Here is a 22,185-nt window from a genome sequence, read left to right as displayed (position 1 = left end):
CATCAAAAGGTAAATTGTTTTAATGCGTCTGGCATGCCCTGCGCAATTGCCGCCTGCTCTTTTGCTGCATAGGTGTTTGCATCCCAGATCTCTAGATGCGAACCCATACCCAACAACATAATTTCACGTTCAATGTTTGCAGCGGTGCGTAGCTCGGGCGTGATCAGAATGCGTCCGGCGCCATCTAAATCAATTTCCGCAGCATTACCCAAGAAGATTCGGCGCCACCAATGTGCATCCATTGGTAATTGCGCAACCCGAGCCCGAAATGCTTCCCACTCGGGCCTAGGAAATAGCAACAAACACCCGTCGGGGTGCTTGGTTAGCGTGACGCGACCTTCCCCCTGCAGCAATAAGGCATCACGATGCCTTGCCGGCACCGACATACGACCTTTTGCGTCGAGATTGAGAGCTGAAGCGCCTTGAAACAAAATTTACCCCACTTTTTCACACTTCCTCCCACTTTAGAGGAAGCTTCCTACAGGGTCAAGTATTTTTGGGTAAATTTTTAGGAAATTCTCTAGTGATTACAAATACTTAGAGAAGCTTTGCAAAATAATCGTAAATTAAAATTATGACCTAAAACAAGTACTTGTAATCTATAGCTAAGATACGTCTTTAGGTATATAAGGGGAATGCCCTGAAAAGCCTGTATAAAAGAACAGTAATACTAGATTTTATAAGCGGTCGTTGTCATGATTTTGGAAATTCCCGCCATGAGCGTCTGAATGGGCCGGGGTAATTCTTGCCCACCAGCAGCCATTGCGCTTGCGCCGTGCTCAATTTCATCAATCCGCATCTGCTCCACAATGGCTCGGGAACGAAGGTCGGCTTCAGGAAGCTTCTCAAGATGATCATCCAAGTGCCGCTCCACCTGCTTCTCTGTTTCTGCCACAAATCCTAAGCTCCAACGGTCACCCGCTAAGCCCGCGACCAGTCCGATTCCAAAGGCCCCCGCATACCACAATGGATTCAACAGACTCGGGCGAGAGTCCAGCTCTTTGAGACGCTCCTCGCACCATGCCATGTGATCCATTTCTTCTTTTGCTGCCTGATCCAATAAGGCTCGGGTTTCGGGCGTCTTAGCTAGTAATTTTTGAGATTGGTAGAGCGCCTGGGCACAGACCTCCCCAACGTGATTGACGCGCATTAAGCCTGCTACATGGGTGCGGTCTTGGGGGCTTAAATCAAGATCTGAAGTGAGCACTTGCTCTTCATTTAATCCTTTTTGAATATTGGCCTTGGGGACTGGCCGACTGTAATTGGCACCTCCGGCAATTGCCCGCAACGCAGTATCAAACTCACCAATCAAACGATCAATTGGGCTCAGGTTGATAGGGCTTGAACGACTCATACTTGCACTTCAGCCTTGCAGCTTTCCTTGGTTTTTAGGCCAAGTTCTGCGAGCAATTGGCGATCGGCCAACGCCTCTGGATTGCCGGTGGTGAGCAACTGGTCGCCATAGAAGATGGAGTTTGCGCCCGCCTGAAAACACATGGCTTGCACGGCTTTTCCAAGCTCTTGACGACCCGCTGATAATCGAACTCGGGCATTAGGCATCGTAATTCGAGCAACGGCGATGGTGCGCACAAATTCCAAGGGGTCTAATTTGGGCTGATCGGCCAAGGGGGTGCCGGCTACCGGAACCAAATGATTAATGGGCACGGATTCTGGGTAAGGATTTAGATTCGCCAAACGTGCAATGAATGCTACGCGCTGCTCCCTCGATTCCCCCATCCCCACAATCCCGCCGCAGCATACCGACATCCCAGCATCCCGAACATGCTGCAAAGTATCCAAGCGATCCTGGTAGTTGCGGGTCTGAATCACATTTGGATAAAAATCTTCACTGGTGTCTAGATTATGGTTATAAAAATCCAAGCCCGCATCCCGCAAAGCCTTAGCCTGACTGGCTTCTAGCATTCCAAGCGTAGCGCAAGTCTCAAGGCCTAACTCCTTAACACCCCGAATCATGGCGGCTACTTTTTCCACATCACGATCCTTGGGCTCCCGCCACGCAGCACCCATACAAAACCTGTTGGAGCCAGCCGCTTTGGCTGCCCTAGCAGCCTCTAGCACCTCATCTAATTCCAAGAGTTTGGTTGCCTTCACATCGGTGTGATAACGCGCCGCTTGGGGACAATAGCCGCAATCCTCCGGACAACCCCCGGTCTTAATTGATAACAGGGTGGCCAATTCCACATCACCCTCTGGAAAATATTGGCGATGCGTTTCTTGGGCTCGAAACATCAACTCATGAAATGGGAGCTCAAATAATGCTGCGACCTGCTCCAGTGTCCAGATTGGATAGGCGGTGGGTGAGCTTGGCTTAACCTGAACCAATGGTGAGATCGTTGGTGATGCTGACATGGTTTTATCGGGACTGGACTATAAAACCAATAACATACCAGATATGCTGCTTCATTTTGAAATAATCCACACCTGCGCCAATGAATAAACCGGGTCATTCCTTAGACTGGGTCAGTCGAAGCCTTGCTTCGGTTTGGCAACCCTGCACCCAAATGAAAGACCACGAGGCTTATCCATTAATTGCGATTACCTCGGGAAAAGGTGCGTGGCTTTGCGACGATCAAGGACGGCGCTTCATTGATGCAATTAGTTCGTGGTGGACCAATTTGTTTGGTCACGCTAATCCGCGCATCAATCAAGCAATCGCAGAGCAACTCAACTGCATTGAGCATGTAATGCTTGCTGGATTTACCCATCAACCAGTGGTTGAGCTATCAGAACGTTTAAGTGCACTAACAAATGGTCAATTAGGCCATGCGTTTTATGCTAGCGACGGTGCTTCAGCAGTCGAAATTGCGCTCAAGATGAGTCATCACTTTTGGAAAATTCAGGGGAAACCCAATAAAAAAGAGTTTATTTGCTTAGCGAATAGCTACCATGGAGAAACCCTAGGCGCACTCAGCGTAACGGATGTATCGGTATTTCGTGATGCCTATGGATCACTTCTCAATCCGGTTCATATCGTAATGTCACCCGATTCTCGGGCCGCAACCAACCAGGTCTCCAGCGAGGAAATCATTGATTTAGCGCTCCAAAATCTTGAGGAGTGTTTAGCCCAGCACCATCAAACGATAGCGGCCTTGATCATTGAGCCCCTAGTGCAATGCGCAGGCCAAATGGCAATGCATGCGCCACGGTATGTGAAAAGAGCGAAGCAACTATGCGAGCAATATGACGTTCATCTAATTGCCGATGAAATCGCAGTTGGCTGTGGTCGGACAGGCACATTCTTTGCCTGTGAGCAAGCCGGTATTTGGCCGGATCTTATGACCCTATCCAAAGGAATCAGTGCCGGTTATTTACCGCTATCCATTTGTTTGAGCACCGATACGATTTACTCCGCCTTTTACAGTGACCGCATGTCAGCCACTTTTTTGCATTCGCACTCATACACTGGCAACCCATTAGCGTGTCGCGCTGCACTCGCAGGATTAGATATTTTTCAAGAGGATGACGTACTAAAGAAAAATAAAGTCCGCAGTCAATCGATCCAAGAAGCATTCGCATGGACCCGTGATCTCGCATCGATTGAACATGTTCGTCAACAAGGAATGATCTTTGCGTTTGATGTCAACGCATCTGCGATTTCAAATCCAGGCTCATTCTCCAAAGAAATGTTTCAGCAGGGCTTACAAGAGGGCGTGTTGATTCGACCTATTGGTCGCACAGTCTATGTCATGCCGCCTTATATTCTCTCTGCCGATGAAATCCAACAGATGGGTCGTGCGATTGAACGAACCTTGCATACTGTTTTGCAAAAGTCCTGATTCCATATTACGTATGTCCTTTGCTCTTAATCAAATTGATACGGAACTAGTAACACTCGATCGTGAATTACTGCGTCGCTCGATTCGCTCAGTCGATACCCCATGTGGTACTGAGATCCAAATTGGAGGAAAACCATTGCTGGCATTTTGTAGCAATGATTACCTAGGGCTTGCCAATCATCCTGAATTGATTACAGCCCTCTCCGAAGGAGCTAGTCGTTTTGGTACGGGCAGTGGAGCCTCGCATTTAATTAGTGGTCATCATGCGATTCATGATGAGCTCGAAGCAAAATTAGCATCGACTCAAGCCGGTGCCATTCCAAATGCGCGTGCTTTATTTTTCTCCACCGGCTACCTGGCTAACATCAGCGCCATTACTGCCCTGAGCTTGATCGGGGGAAAAACAAGTATTTATTCTGCTGCCCTTAATCACGCATCTCTAATTGATGGCATTCGCTTAGCAAAAGCACAGGCATCAATCGAAGTGCATGTCTTTGATCACCATCACCTTACAGAGCTTGAAGAGGTCTTAAGTCATGACACCGCCCCAAACAAACTCATCGTGACCGATGGGGTCTTCAGTATGGATGGCGATCTCGCGCCAGCTCAAGAGCTCTTACGCCTAGCCAATCAATACGATGCGCTCCTCATGATTGATGATGCGCATGGATTTGGTGTGCTCGGCAAGCATGGGTATGGAATTTTGGAAGATCAAACAATTTGCTCAGATCGAATTATCTATATTGGTACGCTGGGCAAAGCCGCTGGTCTCAATGGTGCCTTTGTTTGCGCCCATGAAAAAATCATCGCATGGCTCATTCAGAAAGCAAGGCCCTATATCTACAGTACAGCCAGCTCACCTGCATTGGCTTTTGCCGTGCTACGCAGTGTTTCTCTAATCGAAGGAGAGCTCGGGCAAGAATTACGAGCTCGTTTACATGGCAATATCGCGCTTTGGAAAGAAGGTTCTACTTTTAAGCGTTGGAACCGATTGAAATCAGGTACCGCGATTCAGCCCATTGTGGTTGGCAGTAATGAGACTGCCTTACAACTTGCACGAGCCCTAGATCAATTGGGATATTGGATACCCGCAATTCGTCCGCCCACTGTTCCTAAAGGCATGGCACGCTTACGGATGACCTTATCGGCCGCACATACTAAAGAACAGATTCTGGGGCTCTGCAAGGTGCTGTCTGATCTCGAAACCTCTTTGCCAAAATCATGAGCCACTCCTACTTTGTCACCGGCACGGATACTGAGATTGGCAAAACCTTAGTCACCGCTGCATTGGTCTATAAATTAAATGTACACAATCCAGGTTCAGCGTGCGCCTATAAGCCAGTGGTTGCCGGAACTTATCGCAATCATGCGGGCATATCCAGTAATGAGGATTTAGAGACCTATGCGCTAGTCCAAGATCCGGCAATTCCTCAAAGTATGATTTGCCCTTATTTATTGGATACTCCAGCTGCACCTCATCTGGTGGCTGCCGAACATAGCAAGCACTTAGAACTCGATCGCATGGTGCAAGCTTATCAAACACTACAAACACAAATCGCCCATGTCATTGCCGAAGGTGCTGGTGGATTTCTAACACCGATCGACGATCATCATGACTTATCTACATTTGCTGTACGTATTCAAGCACCAGTAATTCTGACCGTAGGGATGCGTTTGGGTTGCATCAATCACACATTACTGACGGTAGAAGCCATTGAGCAACGCGGCCTCAAGCTGGTCGGTTGGGTCGCAAATTGCATCGATCCTAAGATGCTCTACTTAAACGAAAACATTACGACGCTTCAGAATCGAATCAAGGCGCCCCTATTGGGAAGCATTGCGCATTTACCGCCAAGCCTACAGAAAAAAACAAATACACCCTATTCAATTGAAGCCATTCAATTTGCTGCCGCTGCAATCACACTACCCTGATTGACTTTCGTCACGCAAGACTCGACGCAGAATCTTACCCACATTATTCTTAGGCAAGCTCTCTCGAAACTCAATTTGTGTTGGGCGTTTGTAGTGCGTTAATTCGCGATTGCAAACTTCCATAATTTGTTCTTCGGTAATCGAAGGGTCTTCTCGCACTACGAATAACTTGACCGCCTCACACATCGCACCTTGACGAATGCCAACCACTGCACATTCAAGAACCCCAGGAACTAAGGCAACTACATCCTCGACCTCATTTGGAAAGACATTAAAGCCAGCCACCAAAATCATGTCTTTCTTACGATCCACAATTCGGAAATAACCAGCCTCATCCATCACGCCGATATCGCCCGTTCGAAAGAATCCATCGGCGCCCAACACGTTCTGGGTTTCAGATTCTTGTTGCCAATAACCGCGCATGACCTGCGGACCCCGAATATAAATCTCGCCAATCTCGCCAACCGCCAAATCCTTACCCTCTTCATCCCGAATACACATCTCAGTATCGGGCAAGGGTAGGCCGATTGAGCCGGTGAACTCCGTTGCCAAGGGGGTATTGCATGATGCAACTGGAGAGGTTTCAGAAAGGCCGTAGCCCTCGGTAATGACCGTACCAGTTAATTCTTGCCAACGTTGTGCAACAGAGCGTTGCACTGCCATGCCACCACCAATCGTTAGTGCCCACTGAGAAAAATCCAATTGAGCAAATTTGGGATTGTTCAAAAGAGCAGCAAATAAAGTATTGACTCCCGGAAACATGTTGATCTCCGGAAACTCTTTCAAAATCCCAATTAAGTTTTGTAAATCCCGCGCATTTGGAACCAACAGAATTCGGGCGCCCAGGCGCATGCCCAATAATCCACAACCCGTGAGTGCAAAGATGTGATACATGGGAAGTGCGCACAAAAAATGCCAAGCGGTAATGGTTTTGCGTTGTTCAATCGGTTTTAACCAGGCCTCAATTTGCAATACATTGGCAATTAAATTGCGATGGGTCAATATGGCACCCTTTGAAATCCCGGTAGTTCCGCCGGTGTATTGCAATAGGGCAATATCATCCTGAGAACAATGTGGACGCTCATAAGCTTGTTGTGCGCCCTGCTCTAAGGCAGCGGTAAATTGAATCGTGCCAACTTGCGTAGGCAAGGAATAAGGAATGACTTTGCGCTTAAAGGTTCGTATAAAACGATCTAACCAGGGGCCCTTCCAACCCAGCATCTGCGCAATACTCGTGATCACTGCGTGTTTTATTGCTATTGCTTGACCCTCAATTGCAAAGGCATCTTCAAGGGTTTTTCCAAAATGCTCCAAAAGCAAAATAGCCTCCGCCCCGCAATCGCTTAGTTGGGCTGCTAACTCACGCGGGGTGTACAAGGGATTGATACTCACCACAATAAAACCTGCTCGCAGTACGCCATACAAAGCCATCGGATATTGCGGAATATTGGGCAGCATGATTGCAACCCGAGCGCCCTTCGAAAGACCAAGGCTTTGCAAATAACTGGCTAATTGCATAGAAGCCATATCAATGGCTTCATAGGAAAAGTGCTTGCCCATACACCAATACGCGGGTCGCTCCCGATGCGTTTCAAATGACTCATCGAGTAAATCCAAGAGTGAGCCATACCGGTCATAACTCAGATGGTGGGGAACGCCCCTCGGGTAGGATGAAAACCAAGGTTTATTTGTAATCATTGGTATTTATTACACTTTTTTAATTGACACACTATCGCCACGCCAAGTGTATCGCTTTGGGCTAATATTGACCTATGCGAATACTCCCTGAGATCCTCGAAGCAACTCCTAGCATCGCTGAAATCCGGCGCAATATTCATGCGCACCCGGAGCTACGCTTTGAAGAAAAGCGTACCGCTGAACTGGTTGCCCAAGCACTATCCAGTTGGGGTATTGCGGTCTATCAAGGCCTTGGTAAAACAGGGGTAGTGGGTCGTTTAGACGGTGAACTGGGCCCAGGAAAGATGATTGGCTTGCGCGCCGATATGGACGCCCTGCCCCTACAAGAAAAAAATACTTTTGCTCACGCCTCGCAAAATCCAGGCAAGATGCACGCTTGCGGTCATGATGGTCACACAGCAATGCTCTTGGGTGCGGCGCAATATCTGGCTAATCATCGCGATTTCAAAGGAAGTGTGATTTTTATCTTCCAACCTGCTGAGGAAGGTGGTGCTGGCGCCCAAGAAATGATTGAAGATGGTCTGTTTGAACAATTCCCTTGCGATGCAGTATTCGGGATGCACAATTGGCCAGGTTTAGAAGAGGGTCATTTTGGGGTTGTGAGCGGCCCCATGATGGCATCGAGTAATGAGTTCGTGATCGACATTCAGGGCAAAGGCGGGCATGCGGCTCTGCCACACAACAGTGCGGATCCCATCATGGCAGGTGTTCAGATTGCGCAAGCTCTCCAAACCATCATTACTCGCAATAAGCGCCCGGTTGATGCCGCGGTGATCTCGATTACCCAATTTCATGCGGGAGAAACCAGTAACGTCATTCCTGATACCGCCATGCTCGGCGGTACCGTACGCACTTTTACTTTAGAGGTCTTGGATCTCATCGAAACACGAATGCAGGAGATTGCCAATCAAGTGGCCAGCGCCTTTGATTGCAAAGCCAATCTGACCTTCAAACGCAATTACCCACCCTTGATTAATGATGAACAGCAAACCGAGTTTGCCGCTCAGGTCATGAAAGAACTCGTGGGCAAGGAACGGGTAAACACCCGAATCGATCCAACCATGGGTGCCGAGGACTTTGCCTTCATGCTCTTAAAAAAACCGGGCTGCTATGTATTTTTGGGCAACGGGGATGGCGATCACCGCTCTACAGGTCATGGCATGGGACCTTGCCATTTGCACAACCCCTCCTATGATTTCAATGATCAAATCATTCCGGTTGGAGTGAACTACTGGGTCCGTTTAGCCCAAACTTTCTTGCGTTAACGGTTCTTAAACTGTGCAGGTCGCTTTTCTAAAAAAGCAGCCATCCCCTCTTTTTGATCCTCAGTGCCAAAGCAGGCATGAAACAAACGGCGCTCAAAACGAATTCCTTCAGTGAGCGTGGTTTCATAAGCAGCATTCACGCTTTCCTTCACCATCATAAGAGTAAGGAGTGGCATAGCGGCAATCGTCTGCGCGATTGCCATTGTTTCGCTCATTAATTGCGCAACGGGATAAACCCGGGTAACCAAACCACTTCGTTCGGCTTCTGCGGCGTCCATCATGCGGCCGGTCAAGCACAAATCCATCGCTTTTGACTTTGACACTGCACGCGTTAGCCGCTGCGTACCGCCTGAGCCTGGAATAATTCCCAACTTGATTTCGGGTTGCGCAAATTTGGCGTTATCGGCCGCAATGATCATGTCACACATCATCGCGAGCTCACAGCCGCCGCCCAAAGCAAAGCCCGATACCGCAGCAATCACAGGTTTACGAACCTTGCAAATCGTTTCCCAATTGCGGGTAATGAAATTATTGCGATACGTATCCTGAAAATCATACTGCGCCATCTTGCTAATATCCGCACCCGCAGCAAACGCTTTTTCACTTCCAGTAATCACAATGCACGCAATTGCATCATTAGCATCGAAGCGCAACAATGCATCCCCCAACTCATCCATCAGCTCGTCATTTAAAGCGTTGAGTACTTGTGGACGATTTAAGGTAATGAGGGCAACTTTTCCCTCGGTCTGGGTCAATATGGTGTTGTATGGCATTTCAGTCCCTCTTCGGTAGCATTAACCAAACACGGCCATTTTGCTTCATTCTGCCGGCCAATTCTCCAGCTTCGTCCCCAGTGCCCCAAAAATAATCAACTCGGACCGGGCCCACAATCGCCTTACCTGTATCTTGGGCCATCACCAAGCGTCGGATTGGCTGATTACTCAGAGGACGGGTGGTTTCTAAAAACACGGGTGCGCCAAGCGGGATCGCCCGCGGATCAATCGCAATACTGCGCTCAGGCGTCAGCGGGACCCCGAGAGCGCCAATCGGCCCAAGATCCTGGTTCGCTGAAGTAGGCAGTTCTCGAAAGAACACAAAGCGTGGATTGGCGTTGAGCATCTCTTGTACTTTGCCGGGGTTGCGCTTGGCCCACTCCGAAATCCCCTGCATGGTTGCCTGTGCACGGGTAATTTCTTTACGATCCAATAACCACTGGGCACTCGATTTAAACGGTAAATCATTTGATCCTGCAAACCCCAATCGCATGATTTGGCCATTGTCCAAGCGGATTTTTCCAGACCCCTGAATCTGCATCGACGCAGCCGCTACCGGATCTTCAACCCAGGCAATTTCTGAACCCTTAAGCAGGTTTGAGTTCATCAGCTCAGCTCGTGTTGGCGCAGGCGATGGTTTCGCACGAACCCATGCTTTGGGATAAGCATAAAGGGGAACGGTATACCGATCGGTACGAACCCGCGAACCGGCAATAATGGGTTCGTAGTAGCCGGTGACCAAACCTTCCGACTTCCCCGTAATTTGATTGCGAACTGCATAGGCTCTAAAGTTGTTCTCAAAAAACGCCTTCGCATCTCTTGGTTTTTGGGCATTAGCCCGATCGCAGACTGCAGCCCAATTGACAGGACCCGGTTTGCGCTTTCGTAAGGTATTGCAACTTTGTAACCACGCTTGCCACGCTTCACTCAAATTATCCTCATCCCAGCCGGGTATCTCTGAGAATGCCACGGGAGTTAATGCAGCCGATGAACTACTGTCATCAGTGATAACGGTTTCGGTCACCTTCGGAGTACGCGGTAAATTGCTCGGGCTACTCGCCTTGGGTGTTTGAGAAACTGGCTTAGTTGGTGGCACAGCGCAAGATGCAAGAAAGAGGCTGGCCATCACGACGCAGAATGAGGACTTACAAACTACAATGGGGTAACTCGAATTCCAGAAGATCATCATGCTCGCTCAGTTATTTGATGAATATCCCATGCTCTTATTTGTGCTAGAAGCATTCCTAGCTCTGGCTATTCTATTAGCAATTGTGTTTTGGACCGGCAAAGGCCGTAGAGACTAGCAAAATTAGTCAGCCAATATTTTGGAAAGAAATTCCTTAGCCCGAGGTGAGCGCGCATCGGGATTAGCAAAAAACTCATCTCGTGTGCAGTCCTCCACAATTCTGCCGTGATCCATAAAGATCACACGATCGCTCACTTTCTTGGCAAAACCCATTTCATGGGTAACCACACACATGGTCATGCCTTCCTGCGCCAACTTGACCATCACTTCCAAAACCTCTCCCACCATTTCAGGGTCAAGAGCGGAGGTAGGCTCATCAAATAACATCACGATTGGGTCCATGCACAAGGCACGGGCAATGGCTACGCGCTGCTGCTGACCGCCTGAGAGCTGGCCCGGAAACTTATCTTGTTGCTCCAATAAACCCACGCGCTCTAAATATTTAAGGCCCTGCTGTTTAGCCTCCTCTGGACTGCGATTAAGTACTTTCACCTGAGCAATCGTTAAGTTTTCCATGACCGATAAATGGGGAAATAGCTCAAAGTGCTGAAACACCATACCAACGCGTGCACGCAGATGTGGCAAATTTGTATTGGGATCATGCAAGTCAATGCCATCGACCATCAACTCACCTTCTTGAAATGGCTCTAGCGCATTGATCGTCTTAATCAAAGTCGACTTTCCCGACCCCGATGGCCCACAAATGACCACCACCTCACCCTTGTGAATCACCGTCGAGCAATTGGTGAGCACTTGAAACTGGCCGTACCATTTTGAAATATGTCGAAGCTCAATCATGGCAATCTCATTTCTTAACGAACAATTGCAACCTTTTCCTGAATGCGCTTAACAATTCGGGATAAGGTAAAACAGATTAAAAAATACGTCAGGGCTGCTAACAAATAGGTCTCAATTGGTCGTCCAAAATTTTTACCGGCAATCTCAAATCCCTTTAAAAGATCATAAGCACCAATCGCATAGACCAAAGAGGTATCCTGGAACAAGATAATAGTTTGGGTCATAAAAACAGGGATCATATTTCGAAAGGCTTGCGGTAAAACCACCAAACGCATATTTTGGGAGTAGGTCATTCCTAAGGCTTGAGCCGCATAAACCTGCCCCTTCGGAATCGACTGAATACCCGCTCGCACAATCTCCGAAAAATAAGCTGCCTCAAATGCAATAAAAGTGATGATGGCCGATAAATTAACGCCAATTGGTTTGCCAATGAGCAGCGGAATTAATAAGAAAAACCACAGAATGACCATGACCAGGGGGATGGAGCGCATCGTATTGACATATGCAGTTGCAGGCAAGGCAAGCCACGGTTTTCCGGAAAGGCGCATTAAGGCCAACACCGTCCCCAGCAGAATCCCACCAATCGTCGCAATGATGGTTAACTGAACACTAAAGATCAAACCCTTTTGGATATAACTAGTAAATAGTTCCCAGTTGTAAAAGCTCAGATCTAGGTTCATGGTCTCTCGCCTACCTTAATGCGAAGAGGGTGAATTGGCAGCAATAAAACCGGGAACACGTGTTTTTTTCTCAATCCAGACCATGATTCGATTGACCGAGAATGCACTCACCATATAAAGCCCCGTAACGGCTAAATAAATTTCGATACCGCGCGAGGTTTCCTCCTGAGCCTGTAAAGCAAATAAGGTGAGCTCCGGTACGGATACCGCAAACGCAACGGATGAGTTCTTCACAATATTCATGCACTCCGATGTAAGTGGCGGAATGATGATACGCATTCCCATTGGTAAGAGCACATAGCGATAACTTTGTGAGGTGGTCATACCCAAGGCAATGGCCGCATTACGCTGTCCCGTTGGCAGCGATTGAATTCCCGCACGGACCTGCTCCGCAATCCGCGCCGATGTAAACAAACCCAATGCAATACTCACCAGTAAATAGGATGGGAAGTCTTTCATGATGGGGAAAAATGCAGGTACTACGTGATACCAAAGAAAGACTTGAACGAGTAATGGAATATTTCGAAAGAGTTCAACCCACGTCGTTGCCCCTGCGGTGCATAGTCGATTGACAAGATGCTTTGACGGTAAGGTGCGCATCGTACCAATGACAACGCCCATCACCATTGCCAACACCAGACTAAGCCCAGCGACAGCAATCGTCCAGCCCCATGCAGAGATTAACCAATCCAAATAGGTAGGATCAGCGTTAGGATCCATCCCAAATAAAAAGGAGAAGCAGCGTGGGGCTACTTCTCCAGTCAAAGTGTCTTTACAAAAGACACTCCAATCTAAGTTCATATCAAACTTAACGAGCCTAAATTACTTCTTCTGATAATCCTCTGCAGGCTTATCGTTTGGATTGGCCCATGCTTGTTTGGTACTTTCAGATAAGGCTAAACCAACACGTGCATTCTTGGGCGGAATGGGTTGCAAGAACCACTTGTCCCAAAGCTTGGTGAGGGTGCCATCTTTCATCATGCGCTTGAGGTTATCGTCCACTGCTTTCTTAAATCCAGGATCATCTTTACGCATCATGATCGCAATGGGCTCAACTGCAATTACTTCACCAACAATGCGGTAATCACCAGGATTTTTTGCATTCGCGATATTACCGGCCAAAATGGAGCCATCCATCACAAATGCATCGGCGCGTCCCGATTCCAACAAGAGGAAGCTATCGGCATGGTCTTTACCAAATACTTCTTCAAAGTTCACTCCGGTAGCCTTCTCATGCTTACGCAAGAGCTGCACTGAGGTAGTGCCTGTAGTGGTGGCCACCTTCTTACCATTGAGCTGATTTAGTGAGGTAATTCCGGAATTGGCCTTCACCGCAATCCGAATTTCTTCAACGTATGTTGTTACAGCAAAAGCCACATCCTTTTGCCGGGTTGCATTATTGGTCGTTGAGCCACACTCAATATCAACGGTTCCATTCTGTAACAACGGAATGCGATTCTGTGAAGTCACTGGGGTGTATTTGATATCCAGCGTCTTTAAATTCAGTTGCTTTTGAATATCACGCAATACGGTATTGCAGATTTCCACATGAAAGCCGGCATATTTACCATCACCCAAGGTATAGGAGAGGGCGCCAGATGACTCACGCACACCCATAGTCACCACACCGGTAGACTTCATCTTATCGAGGGTGCTTTGCTGAGCGATTGCTACTGGCGAAAGCAATAAACTACTGGCAAGCAAAGTTATGCTGCCTAATGCGCTGGACCACGAAAGTTGCTTCATATTGAATCCTTTGATCAATAGGTTTGGTTTAGTAAATGCATTTCCATCTTAACGAGAATCCTAGCCAAAACTCCCAAATAGCCCTATTCAGTGCAAGGTTCTTGGCATCACCAGGGCAAACTCTGGAATCGTCGCCTGAAAAAACTGGGCATCCTCTGTGACGCAAAAATATTCCCCGCGCATGGTGCCAGCTGGTGTGGGTAAAGTAGCCCAACTGGTGTACTCAAAATGCTCGCCGGAGCGTAAAAGTGGCTGTTGACCAACCACCCCCAAACCTTTCACTTCCTGAACTTCCCCTTCCCCGTCGGTAATCAACCAATGGCGAGCAATTAGCTGAACACTGGCCGTTCCAGTATTACGAATGGTCACGGTATAAGCAAACGCGTACTGCTGATTATCGGGATCCGATTGCTCGGGAAGGTACTGGGGGCGGACGTTTACGGTAATTTCGGGTGGATTCATGACCAGCATTCTGCGCTATCCCAACCCCGTTCGCAAGATAGAATCTAGGTATATATGACAAAAAGCACTCAAATGAGCCCTAATTCCGCCATCATTGCCCCTTCGATTCTGTCAGCCGACTTTGCCAAATTGGGTGAGGAGGTGAAGGCTGTCTTGGATGCCGGAGCCGACTGGATTCACTTTGATGTGATGGATAACCACTATGTGCCCAATTTAACGGTTGGGCCCTTGGTTTGTGAGGCAATTCGCCCCCATGCCATCAAAAACGGTCAACCGGCCATGATCGATGTCCACCTCATGATTGAGCCAGTTGATCGGATCGTCCCTGATTTTGCCAAGGCAGGAGCAAATCTCATTAGCTTTCACCCCGAGGCCAGTGCGCATGTACATCGCACCCTCTCCCTCATTAAAGATCATGGCTGCCAGGCTGGACTCGTCCTCAATCCAGCTACCCCGATCCATCACCTAGACCACGCCCTAGATCAAATTGATTTGGTGCTCCTGATGTCAGTCAATCCAGGCTTTGGAGGTCAATCTTTTATTCCCAGCACTCTTACTAAGATCGAACAGGTACGTAAGATGCTCGATCGCTATCAAGACACCAGCGGTCGAGCCATTCGTCTTGAGGTAGATGGTGGGATCAAGATTGACAATATTGCTAGCATTGCCAAAGCTGGAGGCGATACCTTTGTGGCGGGCTCGGCGATTTTTGGTAAGCCAAATTACGGTGAGGTCATTCATGCCATGCGTAACGCGATTGGGTCTTAAATCATTCAAGAAGACTCGGCATGAAAAACACGACTGACTTACACGAACTTGCTAAACAGGGATATAACCGTGTGGCGCTGGTTGCGCAGTCGCTTGCCGATCTCGAGACCCCCCTATCGCTCTATTTGAAACTGACCCAGAAGTCAGGCCAAAAAAATACCTTTTTGTTGGAGTCTGTTTATGGCGGCGAGCGCTTTGGCCGCTATTCCATTATCGGCCTACCGGCGCGCACTATCTTTAGAACCGTTGGTACCCCAAGCAACCCAACCAATGAGATCGTGCACGATGGTACGGTCATTGAGCGCAATCACGACAACCCACTTGACTTCATTGATAGCTATCTCAAACGCTTTAAGGTCGCTCCTCAAGCGAATCTGCCGCGCTTTTGTGGTGGCTTGGCCGGTTACTTCGCCTACGACACGGTTCGTTATATTGAAAAGCGACTTGCGGTTCACTCCTTACCCGATGAAATCGGTGTACCTGACATTCAGCTGATGCTCACCGAGGAGTTGGCTGTTGTTGATAATGTGGCTGGGAAGATCTATTTCATTGTGTATGTGGATCCCAATGATCCTAGCGCTTATGAGACTGGTACGAAACGGCTAGAAAGCTTGCAAGCCATGCTTACAGTCTCGATCCAGATGCGCGAGGAACAAGCGCCCAAGCCACACCCTGAACTTATTCGTAAATTCAAGACGAGCGATTTTGAAGATGCGGTGCGTCGTACCAAGGACTACATCCTCGCGGGTGATTGCATGCAGGTCGTGATTGGCCAACGCATTAGCCGAAGCTTCACCGAGCCGCCACTGCAACTCTACCGCGCATTGCGCTCACTCAATCCCTCGCCTTATATGTATTTCTATGACTTTGGGGATTTGCAAATTGTGGGCTCATCCCCCGAGATCTTGGTACGCCAAGAAAAACGTGAGGGACGCAAAATGGTCACGATTCGGCCCTTAGCCGGAACTCGTCGCCGCGGTGCGACCCCTGAAGAGGATGCACAACTTGCTAAAGAGTTACTGGCTGATCCCAAAGAAATTGCTGAGCATGTAATGCTGATTGATCTCGCCCGCAATGATGTCGGGCGTATTGCCAAGACCGGAAGTGTCAAGGTCACCGATTCGATGGTGATTGAAAAGTATTCCCACGTGCAACATATCGTTAGCTCTGTTGAAGGGGAACTCAAGGACAATATGAGCAATATGGATGTCTTGCGAGCCACCTTCCCAGCCGGCACTCTATCGGGCGCCCCTAAAATTCGCGCGATGGAAATTATTGATGAAATGGAAATTACCAAACGCGGTATCTATGGCGGTGCCGCGGGTTATCTCTCCTTCTCAGGCGATATGGATGTGGCGATCGTGATCCGCACCGGCGTGATCAAGGACGGCATGTTGCACTCCCAAGCGGGGGCAGGCGTCGTCGCCGATTCGGATCCCAGCTCTGAACGGAAAGAAACCGAAGCAAAAGCGAAAGCAGTATTAGCAGCCGCTGAATTAACCGAATCTCCAAAAGGAGCATAACGATGCTCTTAATGATCGATAACTACGACTCCTTTACCTATAACTTGGTGCAATACTTTGCCGAGCTTGGTGAAGATGTGAAAGTTGTTCGCAATGATGAAATCAGTGTTGCAGATATTGCCAAAATCAGTCCAGATCGGATTTGCATTTCCCCAGGACCATGCAGTCCAAAGGAGGCAGGGATCTCGGTCGACACCATCAAGACCTATGCGGGCAAGATTCCGATTCTGGGCGTATGCCTTGGGCATCAAGCAATTGGTGAAGCTTTTGGAGGTGAGGTAATCCGTGCAAAGAAAGTGATGCACGGTAAAACCGATGAGATCACCCATAACGACGAAGGCGTCTTTAAACATCTCCCGAAATCATTTCGAGTTACGCGCTATCACTCGCTCGCCATTAATCGTGAGAATCTACCTAATTGCTTAACGATCACCGCGCAAACCGCCGATGGCGAAATTATGGGCGTGCGTCATAAGGAATTATGCGTAGAGGGTGTTCAATTTCATCCAGAGTCAATTCTCTCTGAGCACGGTCACGCCCTCCTGAAAAACTTTTTAGCAATGAAGTAAGAAATGGCCATGACCCCATCCCAAACACTGCAACATTTGATTGACGGTAAGGAGTTACCCGAAGCGGAAATGGTGCAGATCATGCGCGCCATTATGGGCGGTGAACTGCCAAGCCCGATGGTGGCTGCTCTCTTGGTTGCCCTTCGTAGTAAAAAAGAATCCCCCACAGAAATTGCTGCAGCGGCTACCGTGATGCGGGACTTTGCTACTGCAGTGGATGTCAAAGATAAGACCCATCTGGTTGATGTGGTCGGTACCGGTGGTGATGGTGCCCATACCTTTAATATCTCGACGGCATCCATGTTTGTTGCGTCCGCAGCAGGTGCCAAGATTGCGAAGCACGGCAACCGCAGCGTTAGTAGTAAATCAGGCAGCGCCGATGTTTTGGAAGCGCTCGGAGTCAAACTAAATCTGAGTGCTGCTGCGGTAAGTCAATGCATTGAGCAACTTGGGATCGGCTTTATGTTTGCCCCCAACCATCACCCCGCCATGAAAAACGTAGTTCCGGTGCGCAAGGACCTAGGGGTGCGTACTATCTTCAATATTTTGGGGCCACTCACTAACCCTGCTAAAGCACCCAATATTCTGATGGGCGTATTTCATCGGGAGCTAGTAGCCACCCAAGCAAAAGTCTTGCAACTAATGGGGGCCGAGCATGCCTTAGTAGTCCATGGCAACGATGGTTTAGATGAAATCACGCTCTCGGGCCCCACCATGGTCGCTGAACTGCGCAAGGGGCAAATCAATGAGTATGAAATTAAGCCCAGTGACTTTGGGATCGCCATTGCTTCAATGGAAACTCTGAAGGTCGCCGATGCGCAAGAATCCAAAGCCATCATTTTGAACATCATGAACAATCAATCGGGGCCTGCGCGTGATATTGTGTGCCTCAATGCCGGTGCAACGCTTTACGCTTCTAATGTCTCTCCATCAATTGCCGAGGGCATCGTGCTGGCAAATAGCACAATTGCTTCAGGCAAGGCCAAACAGAAACTCGAAGCATTTGTTGCATTAACGCAAAGTCTTGCCTCATGAGCGATATTCTGAGTCGTATTCTGGAGACTAAGCGACATGAGATTGTGGCAGCACAACGCTTGATCTCTAGCGAAGAAATCTTAAAAGAGGCCTTGAGTGCCAATTCCGATCCAAATAGGAAGGTGCGTGGCTTTGCCCAAGCACTGATAAGCTCTGTCAGCAATCACAAACCGGGCATCATTGCTGAAATCAAGAAAGCGAGCCCCAGTAAAGGGGTGCTTCGTGAGCACTTTGTGCCACATGACATTGTCCAAAGTTATGCCGCGCATGGCGCGACCTGCTTATCGGTTCTCACCGATCGGGATTACTTCATGGGCTCGCCCCAGTATCTCAAAGAAGCCCGGGCTGCATGCTCCTTACCAGTGATTCGCAAGGACTTCATCATTGACCCCTATCAGGTCTATGAAGCGCGTGCTATGGGTGCTGATGCAATCCTGTTAATTGTCGCGGCACTTGAGTTATCGCAAATGCAAGAGCTCGAAGCATGTGCGATCGAGAACCAACTCGATGTATTGGTGGAAGTTCATGATGGAATGGAATTAGAGGCCGCCCTTGAACTTCAAACACCTCTGCTGGGCATCAATAACCGTAATCTCAAAACCTTTGAGGTGAGCTTACAAACCACCCTCGATCTATTACCAGCCATTCCCAAAGACAAACTCGTCATTACGGAGTCGGGGATTCTCAATGCTAACGATGTCAAGCGGATGCAAGCAGCTGGGGTCAATGCATTTTTAATTGGTGAAGCCTTTATGCGCGCTGAGCACCCTGGCAAGGCACTCGCAGCATTATTTGCTTGAGTATTAAACGTTAAATAAGAAGTTCAAGACATCGCCATCCTTGACGATGTATTCCTTACCTTCGGCACGCATCTTGCCTGCTTCCTTCGCACCCTGCTCACCTTTGTATTGAATGTAATCATCGTATGCAATCGTTTGTGCTCGAATAAAGCCGCGCTCGAAATCCGTATGAATCACACCAGCAGCCTGGGGCGCCGTATCGCCAATATGTATTGTCCAAGCACGCACCTCTTTCACCCCTGCGGTGAAGTAGGTTTGCAAGCCCAATAAGCTATAGCCCGCCCGAATCACGCGATTAAGCCCCGGTTCACTCATCCCCAGATCTGCTAAGAACTCGACCTTATCGGCATCCTCTAAATCGGCAATCTCCGCTTCAATGGCTGCGCATACCGCAACGACTGGGGCATTCTCTTTGGCTGCATGCTGCTTGACCGCCTCAAGATGGGGGTTGTTCTCAAACCCATCTTCTTTTACGTTCGCCACATACATCGCCGGCTTTGCTGTAATTAAGCAAAACGGCTTAAGAAGAACTAACTCTTCCTTACTGAGACTCATAGCCCGCACCGGCAAGGCTTGATCTAACTGTGCTTGAACCTTGGTGAGTACCGCAACCAAGGCTGCCGCCTCTTTATCGTTACCCGATTTAGCAGCCTTCGAGTAACGCTGCAGGGCTTTCTCAACCGTACCTAAATCGGCTAAAGCGAGTTCAGTATCAATCACCCCAATATCCGCAATCGGGTCGACCTTGCCGCTGACATGGACCACATTGGCATCTTCAAAGCAACGCACGACGTGGGTAATCGCGTCGGTCTCCCGAATATTGGCCAAAAATTGATTACCGAGACCCTCGCCTTTGGACGCACCGGCCACCAGTCCAGCAATATCCACAAACTCAACCGTGGCGGGCACAACCCGCTCAGGGCTCACAATCTGCGCTAAGGCAGCTAAACGGGGATCCGGGACCTCGACCATGCCCACATTAGGCTCAATCGTGCAAAACGGATAATTTTCGGCTGCAATACCTGCCTTAGTGAGGGCATTAAACAGGGTGGATTTGCCTACATTCGGTAGGCCAACGATTCCGCATTTGAGTGACATGCTCCCATTGTAAATGCGCTTGATTCGCTATCATCTTGGTATGCGTTCCCAAAGCACCTCCAATTCTGCCCAGCACACCAATACCCAATACGACTTTGCGGTCGTTGGGGGCGGCATTGTGGGTAAGGCAAGCGCACTTGCCATGGCGCAACTAGGCTACTCGGTGATTCAAATTGCTCCCGATTTGCGTCAGGCGATTGCTCTTGAGCCTTCTTTCGGGCAACGAATCTATGCGCTCTCACCCAGCACCAAACATCTTTTATCCGAACTAAACGTTTGGGATGGCTTAGACCAGACTCGCATTCAAGCGGTGCGCGATATGCGAATCTATGGCGATCGTGGACAAAAGCATGATCAACTGCATTTCTCGGCCTTTGAGGCTGGTCGACCGGAACTTGCCTGGATTGCCGAATCTGATTTGATTGAAGCCACGCTAACCCAAGCAATGCGGTTCAGTAAGAATCTACAAAGCATCGAGGCCAGTGTTGACGAGGTTCGGTTTGAGCCCAATACATCACCCATACTTTCATTGAGCAATGGTCAAACCATCCAAGCCAAACTGGTGATCGCAGCCGATGGTGCGAACTCCCCTCTACGCCAGTCGGTTGGAATTGAAATCGATCAACACTCCTATGATCAGCATGCAGTAGTTGCCAATTTCGCCTGCTCGATTGCCCATCGTGAGACCGCCTATCAATGGTTCTTGCCCAATGGCGACATCTTAGCCATGCTGCCATTACCTCAGCAACAGGTTTCGATGGTGTGGTCAACACAAAATGAGCATGCCAAGCATTTACTGCAACTTGATAGCCAGGCATGGTCAAACCAATTTGGTCAAGAAGTTCATGATCAACTTGGTGAGCTGCAACTGCAATCTACGCCAGCAAGCTTTCCTCTGCGACGCATCAAGGCGCATCGCCTGATTGGCCCAGACTACGATCCTAAATTAATCTTGGTTGGTGATTCGGCACACGTCATGCACCCATTAGCTGGTCAGGGGCTCAATGTGGGCTTACGGGATGTGGCAAGCCTGCTTCATATCATGAGGCACAAAGAGTCTTATCGCGAAGTGGATGATCGCATATTGCTGCGTCGCTATGAGCGCGAGCGTGAAGGAGACACCACTTCACTTTTATGGCTAACTGATCGCTTAAAGAAACTGTTTGCAGCACAAAGCCCCATCGAAAAGGGATTGCGCAATTGGGGTTTAGGAATAGTTAATCGAAGTCACATCATGAAGCGCCAACTGATTGAGCGCGCACTAGGAGAACAGTTGCATGGGTAAATTGATTCAGCATTTAGGTCTGGCGATCGTCTTGGTCGGCTTTTTGGGTTCGGTCGATGCCATGTCAGAAAAACAAGTTCGTGCCGAGTTACAAAAACGCTTAGGTACCTCAGCGAACGTTCGTAACATTACGCCATCGCCCATTCCAGGCTTATTTGAGGTTCAGATCAATCAAGAGATTTTCTATACCGATAGTAATGCCAAGTATTTGATTCAGGGGGAGATGATTGAGCTCGCATCGGGCACCAACTTAACCGCCAAGCGTCAAGAGGATGTCAACCGAATCAAATGGTCAGAGCTTCCCCAGGCTAACGCAATCAAAATCGTACGCGGTAATGGTAGCCGTCAAATTGCCGTGTTCTCGGATCCTAACTGTGGTTACTGCAAACGGCTAGAGCGAACTCTGCAACAACTGGATAACGTGACCATCTACAACTACCTAATTCCAATTCTCTCAGCGGACTCGGCGCTCAAATCAAAACAAATTTGGTGCGCTTCCGATCAACAAAAAGCCTGGAACGATTGGATGCTGAGCAACATCACCCCCAGCGGCAAATCGGATTGCGCCAATCCAATTGATAAGAATATGGCGATTGCCAAGACCTATGGAATCAATGGCACACCCACCATTTTCTTTACCGATGGCAGTCGCTTCCCAGGAGCCGTGCAGCTCTCCGATATCGAGAAAAAGCTCGCTTCTTTGAAATAAT

23 protein-coding genes are annotated in these 22,185 nt (G+C 48.8%); 11 read left to right on the top strand and 12 right to left on the bottom strand.

Annotated features, from left to right (window positions below):
• Positions 1-2: 2 nt before the first annotated feature.
• The 3 genes from mraZ to bioB all read right to left on the bottom strand — a co-directional run bounded on the left by mraZ (position 3) and on the right by bioB (position 2,370).
• Positions 3-431: a division/cell wall cluster transcriptional repressor MraZ gene (mraZ, locus tag AOC32_RS00870; RefSeq protein ID WP_108507692.1), complete on the bottom strand. Its 429-nt coding sequence runs from the start codon at positions 429-431 to the stop codon at positions 3-5.
• Between the two features lie 239 nt (positions 432-670).
• Complete coding sequence (coq7, locus tag AOC32_RS00865; RefSeq protein WP_159074872.1) at positions 671-1,354, bottom strand: 2-polyprenyl-3-methyl-6-methoxy-1,4-benzoquinone monooxygenase; 684 nt, start codon at positions 1,352-1,354, stop codon at positions 671-673.
• On the bottom strand, positions 1,351-2,370 hold the full coding sequence (gene bioB, locus AOC32_RS00860; protein WP_108507691.1) for a biotin synthase BioB: 1,020 nt from the start codon (positions 2,368-2,370) through the stop codon (positions 1,351-1,353). The genes coq7 and bioB overlap by 4 nt, the downstream gene beginning before the upstream one ends.
• Positions 2,371-2,450: 80 nt before the next feature.
• On the opposite strand from bioB, the gene bioA reads away from it, so the two are divergent.
• From bioA to bioD, 3 genes are read left to right on the top strand one after another with little or no spacing between them, the layout of a single operon-like run.
• Positions 2,451-3,797, top strand: coding sequence for an adenosylmethionine--8-amino-7-oxononanoate transaminase (bioA, locus tag AOC32_RS00855; protein WP_108507690.1), 1,347 nt, complete (start codon positions 2,451-2,453; stop codon positions 3,795-3,797).
• 13 nt (positions 3,798-3,810) lie between these two features.
• Positions 3,811-5,022: an aminotransferase class I/II-fold pyridoxal phosphate-dependent enzyme gene (locus tag AOC32_RS00850; protein ID WP_108507689.1), complete on the top strand. Its 1,212-nt coding sequence runs from the start codon at positions 3,811-3,813 to the stop codon at positions 5,020-5,022.
• Positions 5,019-5,729: a dethiobiotin synthase gene (gene bioD, locus AOC32_RS00845; RefSeq protein ID WP_108507688.1), complete on the top strand. Its 711-nt coding sequence runs from the start codon at positions 5,019-5,021 to the stop codon at positions 5,727-5,729. The genes AOC32_RS00850 and bioD overlap by 4 nt, the downstream gene beginning before the upstream one ends.
• Here bioD and AOC32_RS00840 read toward each other — a convergent pair.
• The gene (locus AOC32_RS00840; RefSeq protein ID WP_108507687.1) at positions 5,721-7,427 is read right to left on the bottom strand and encodes an AMP-binding protein; all 1,707 of its coding nucleotides are present in this window, start codon (positions 7,425-7,427) and stop codon (positions 5,721-5,723) included. The two genes, bioD and AOC32_RS00840, sit on opposite strands and share 9 nt — an antisense overlap.
• A gap of 74 nt (positions 7,428-7,501) precedes the next feature.
• On the opposite strand from AOC32_RS00840, the gene AOC32_RS00835 reads away from it, so the two are divergent.
• Positions 7,502-8,692: a M20 aminoacylase family protein gene (locus tag AOC32_RS00835; RefSeq protein ID WP_108507686.1), complete on the top strand. Its 1,191-nt coding sequence runs from the start codon at positions 7,502-7,504 to the stop codon at positions 8,690-8,692.
• On the opposite strand, the gene AOC32_RS00830 is transcribed toward AOC32_RS00835, so the two are convergent.
• The 7 genes from AOC32_RS00830 to apaG form a co-directional block, all read right to left on the bottom strand.
• Entirely contained in the window at positions 8,689-9,465 is a 777-nt protein-coding gene (locus tag AOC32_RS00830) for an enoyl-CoA hydratase (protein WP_108507685.1), read from the bottom strand. The genes AOC32_RS00835 and AOC32_RS00830 overlap by 4 nt on opposite strands.
• Before the next feature lies 1 nt (position 9,466).
• Positions 9,467-10,591, bottom strand: a complete 1,125-nt coding sequence (gene mltA, locus AOC32_RS00825) for a murein transglycosylase A (protein ID WP_234409761.1) — start codon at positions 10,589-10,591, stop codon at positions 9,467-9,469.
• Between the two features lie 183 nt (positions 10,592-10,774).
• Entirely contained in the window at positions 10,775-11,509 is a 735-nt protein-coding gene (locus AOC32_RS00820) for an amino acid ABC transporter ATP-binding protein (protein ID WP_108507684.1), read from the bottom strand.
• Positions 11,510-11,523: 14 nt separating this feature from the next.
• Positions 11,524-12,189, bottom strand: coding sequence for an amino acid ABC transporter permease (locus AOC32_RS00815; protein WP_108507683.1), 666 nt, complete (start codon positions 12,187-12,189; stop codon positions 11,524-11,526).
• A 15-nt stretch (positions 12,190-12,204) separates the two neighbouring features.
• Positions 12,205-12,990 (bottom strand): amino acid ABC transporter permease, encoded by a 786-nt coding sequence (locus AOC32_RS00810; RefSeq protein WP_108507682.1) that lies wholly within the window; start codon positions 12,988-12,990, stop codon positions 12,205-12,207.
• A 21-nt stretch (positions 12,991-13,011) separates the two neighbouring features.
• The gene (locus AOC32_RS00805) at positions 13,012-13,935 is read right to left on the bottom strand and encodes an amino acid ABC transporter substrate-binding protein (RefSeq protein WP_108507681.1); all 924 of its coding nucleotides are present in this window, start codon (positions 13,933-13,935) and stop codon (positions 13,012-13,014) included.
• 87 nt (positions 13,936-14,022) lie between these two features.
• A complete protein-coding gene (apaG, locus tag AOC32_RS00800; protein ID WP_108509272.1) occupies positions 14,023-14,397 on the bottom strand; it encodes a Co2+/Mg2+ efflux protein ApaG in 375 nt (124 codons plus the stop codon).
• A gap of 72 nt (positions 14,398-14,469) precedes the next feature.
• Here apaG and rpe point away from each other — a divergent pair, with 72 nt between their 5' ends.
• Genes rpe through trpC form a run of 5 tightly spaced genes read left to right on the top strand, consistent with a single transcriptional unit; the run spans position 14,470 to position 19,092 of the window.
• Positions 14,470-15,165, top strand: a complete 696-nt coding sequence (gene rpe / locus AOC32_RS00795) for a ribulose-phosphate 3-epimerase (protein ID WP_108509271.1) — start codon at positions 14,470-14,472, stop codon at positions 15,163-15,165.
• Between the two features lie 20 nt (positions 15,166-15,185).
• Entirely contained in the window at positions 15,186-16,688 is a 1,503-nt protein-coding gene (gene trpE, locus AOC32_RS00790) for an anthranilate synthase component I (RefSeq protein ID WP_108507680.1), read from the top strand.
• 2 nt (positions 16,689-16,690) lie between these two features.
• Positions 16,691-17,257, top strand: coding sequence for an anthranilate synthase component II (locus tag AOC32_RS00785; protein ID WP_108507679.1), 567 nt, complete (start codon positions 16,691-16,693; stop codon positions 17,255-17,257).
• A 3-nt stretch (positions 17,258-17,260) separates the two neighbouring features.
• Positions 17,261-18,292 (top strand): anthranilate phosphoribosyltransferase, encoded by a 1,032-nt coding sequence (trpD, locus tag AOC32_RS00780; RefSeq protein WP_108507678.1) that lies wholly within the window; start codon positions 17,261-17,263, stop codon positions 18,290-18,292.
• Positions 18,289-19,092, top strand: a complete 804-nt coding sequence (gene trpC, locus AOC32_RS00775) for an indole-3-glycerol phosphate synthase TrpC (protein WP_108507677.1) — start codon at positions 18,289-18,291, stop codon at positions 19,090-19,092. The genes trpD and trpC overlap by 4 nt, the downstream gene beginning before the upstream one ends.
• Positions 19,093-19,095: 3 nt before the next feature.
• Here trpC and ychF read toward each other — a convergent pair whose 3' ends face one another.
• Positions 19,096-20,190 (bottom strand): redox-regulated ATPase YchF, encoded by a 1,095-nt coding sequence (ychF, locus tag AOC32_RS00770; RefSeq protein ID WP_108507676.1) that lies wholly within the window; start codon positions 20,188-20,190, stop codon positions 19,096-19,098.
• Between the two features lie 40 nt (positions 20,191-20,230).
• On the opposite strand from ychF, the gene AOC32_RS00765 reads away from it, so the two are divergent.
• Together AOC32_RS00765 and AOC32_RS00760 are read left to right on the top strand one after the other, a co-directional pair.
• On the top strand, positions 20,231-21,475 hold the full coding sequence (locus AOC32_RS00765) for an FAD-dependent monooxygenase (RefSeq protein WP_108509270.1): 1,245 nt from the start codon (positions 20,231-20,233) through the stop codon (positions 21,473-21,475).
• A complete protein-coding gene (locus AOC32_RS00760) occupies positions 21,468-22,184 on the top strand; it encodes a DsbC family protein (RefSeq protein ID WP_108507675.1) in 717 nt (238 codons plus the stop codon). Before AOC32_RS00765 ends, AOC32_RS00760 begins: the two co-directional genes overlap by 8 nt.
• The last annotated feature ends 1 nt before the right edge of the window (position 22,185 follow it).

The organism is Polynucleobacter acidiphobus, assembly GCF_003065385.1.
Taxonomy (GTDB): Bacteria; Pseudomonadota; Gammaproteobacteria; order Burkholderiales; family Burkholderiaceae; genus Polynucleobacter; species Polynucleobacter acidiphobus.
The sequence above is the reverse complement of the archived record's forward strand: the minus strand, read 5'-3'. Positions and strand labels throughout refer to the sequence as shown.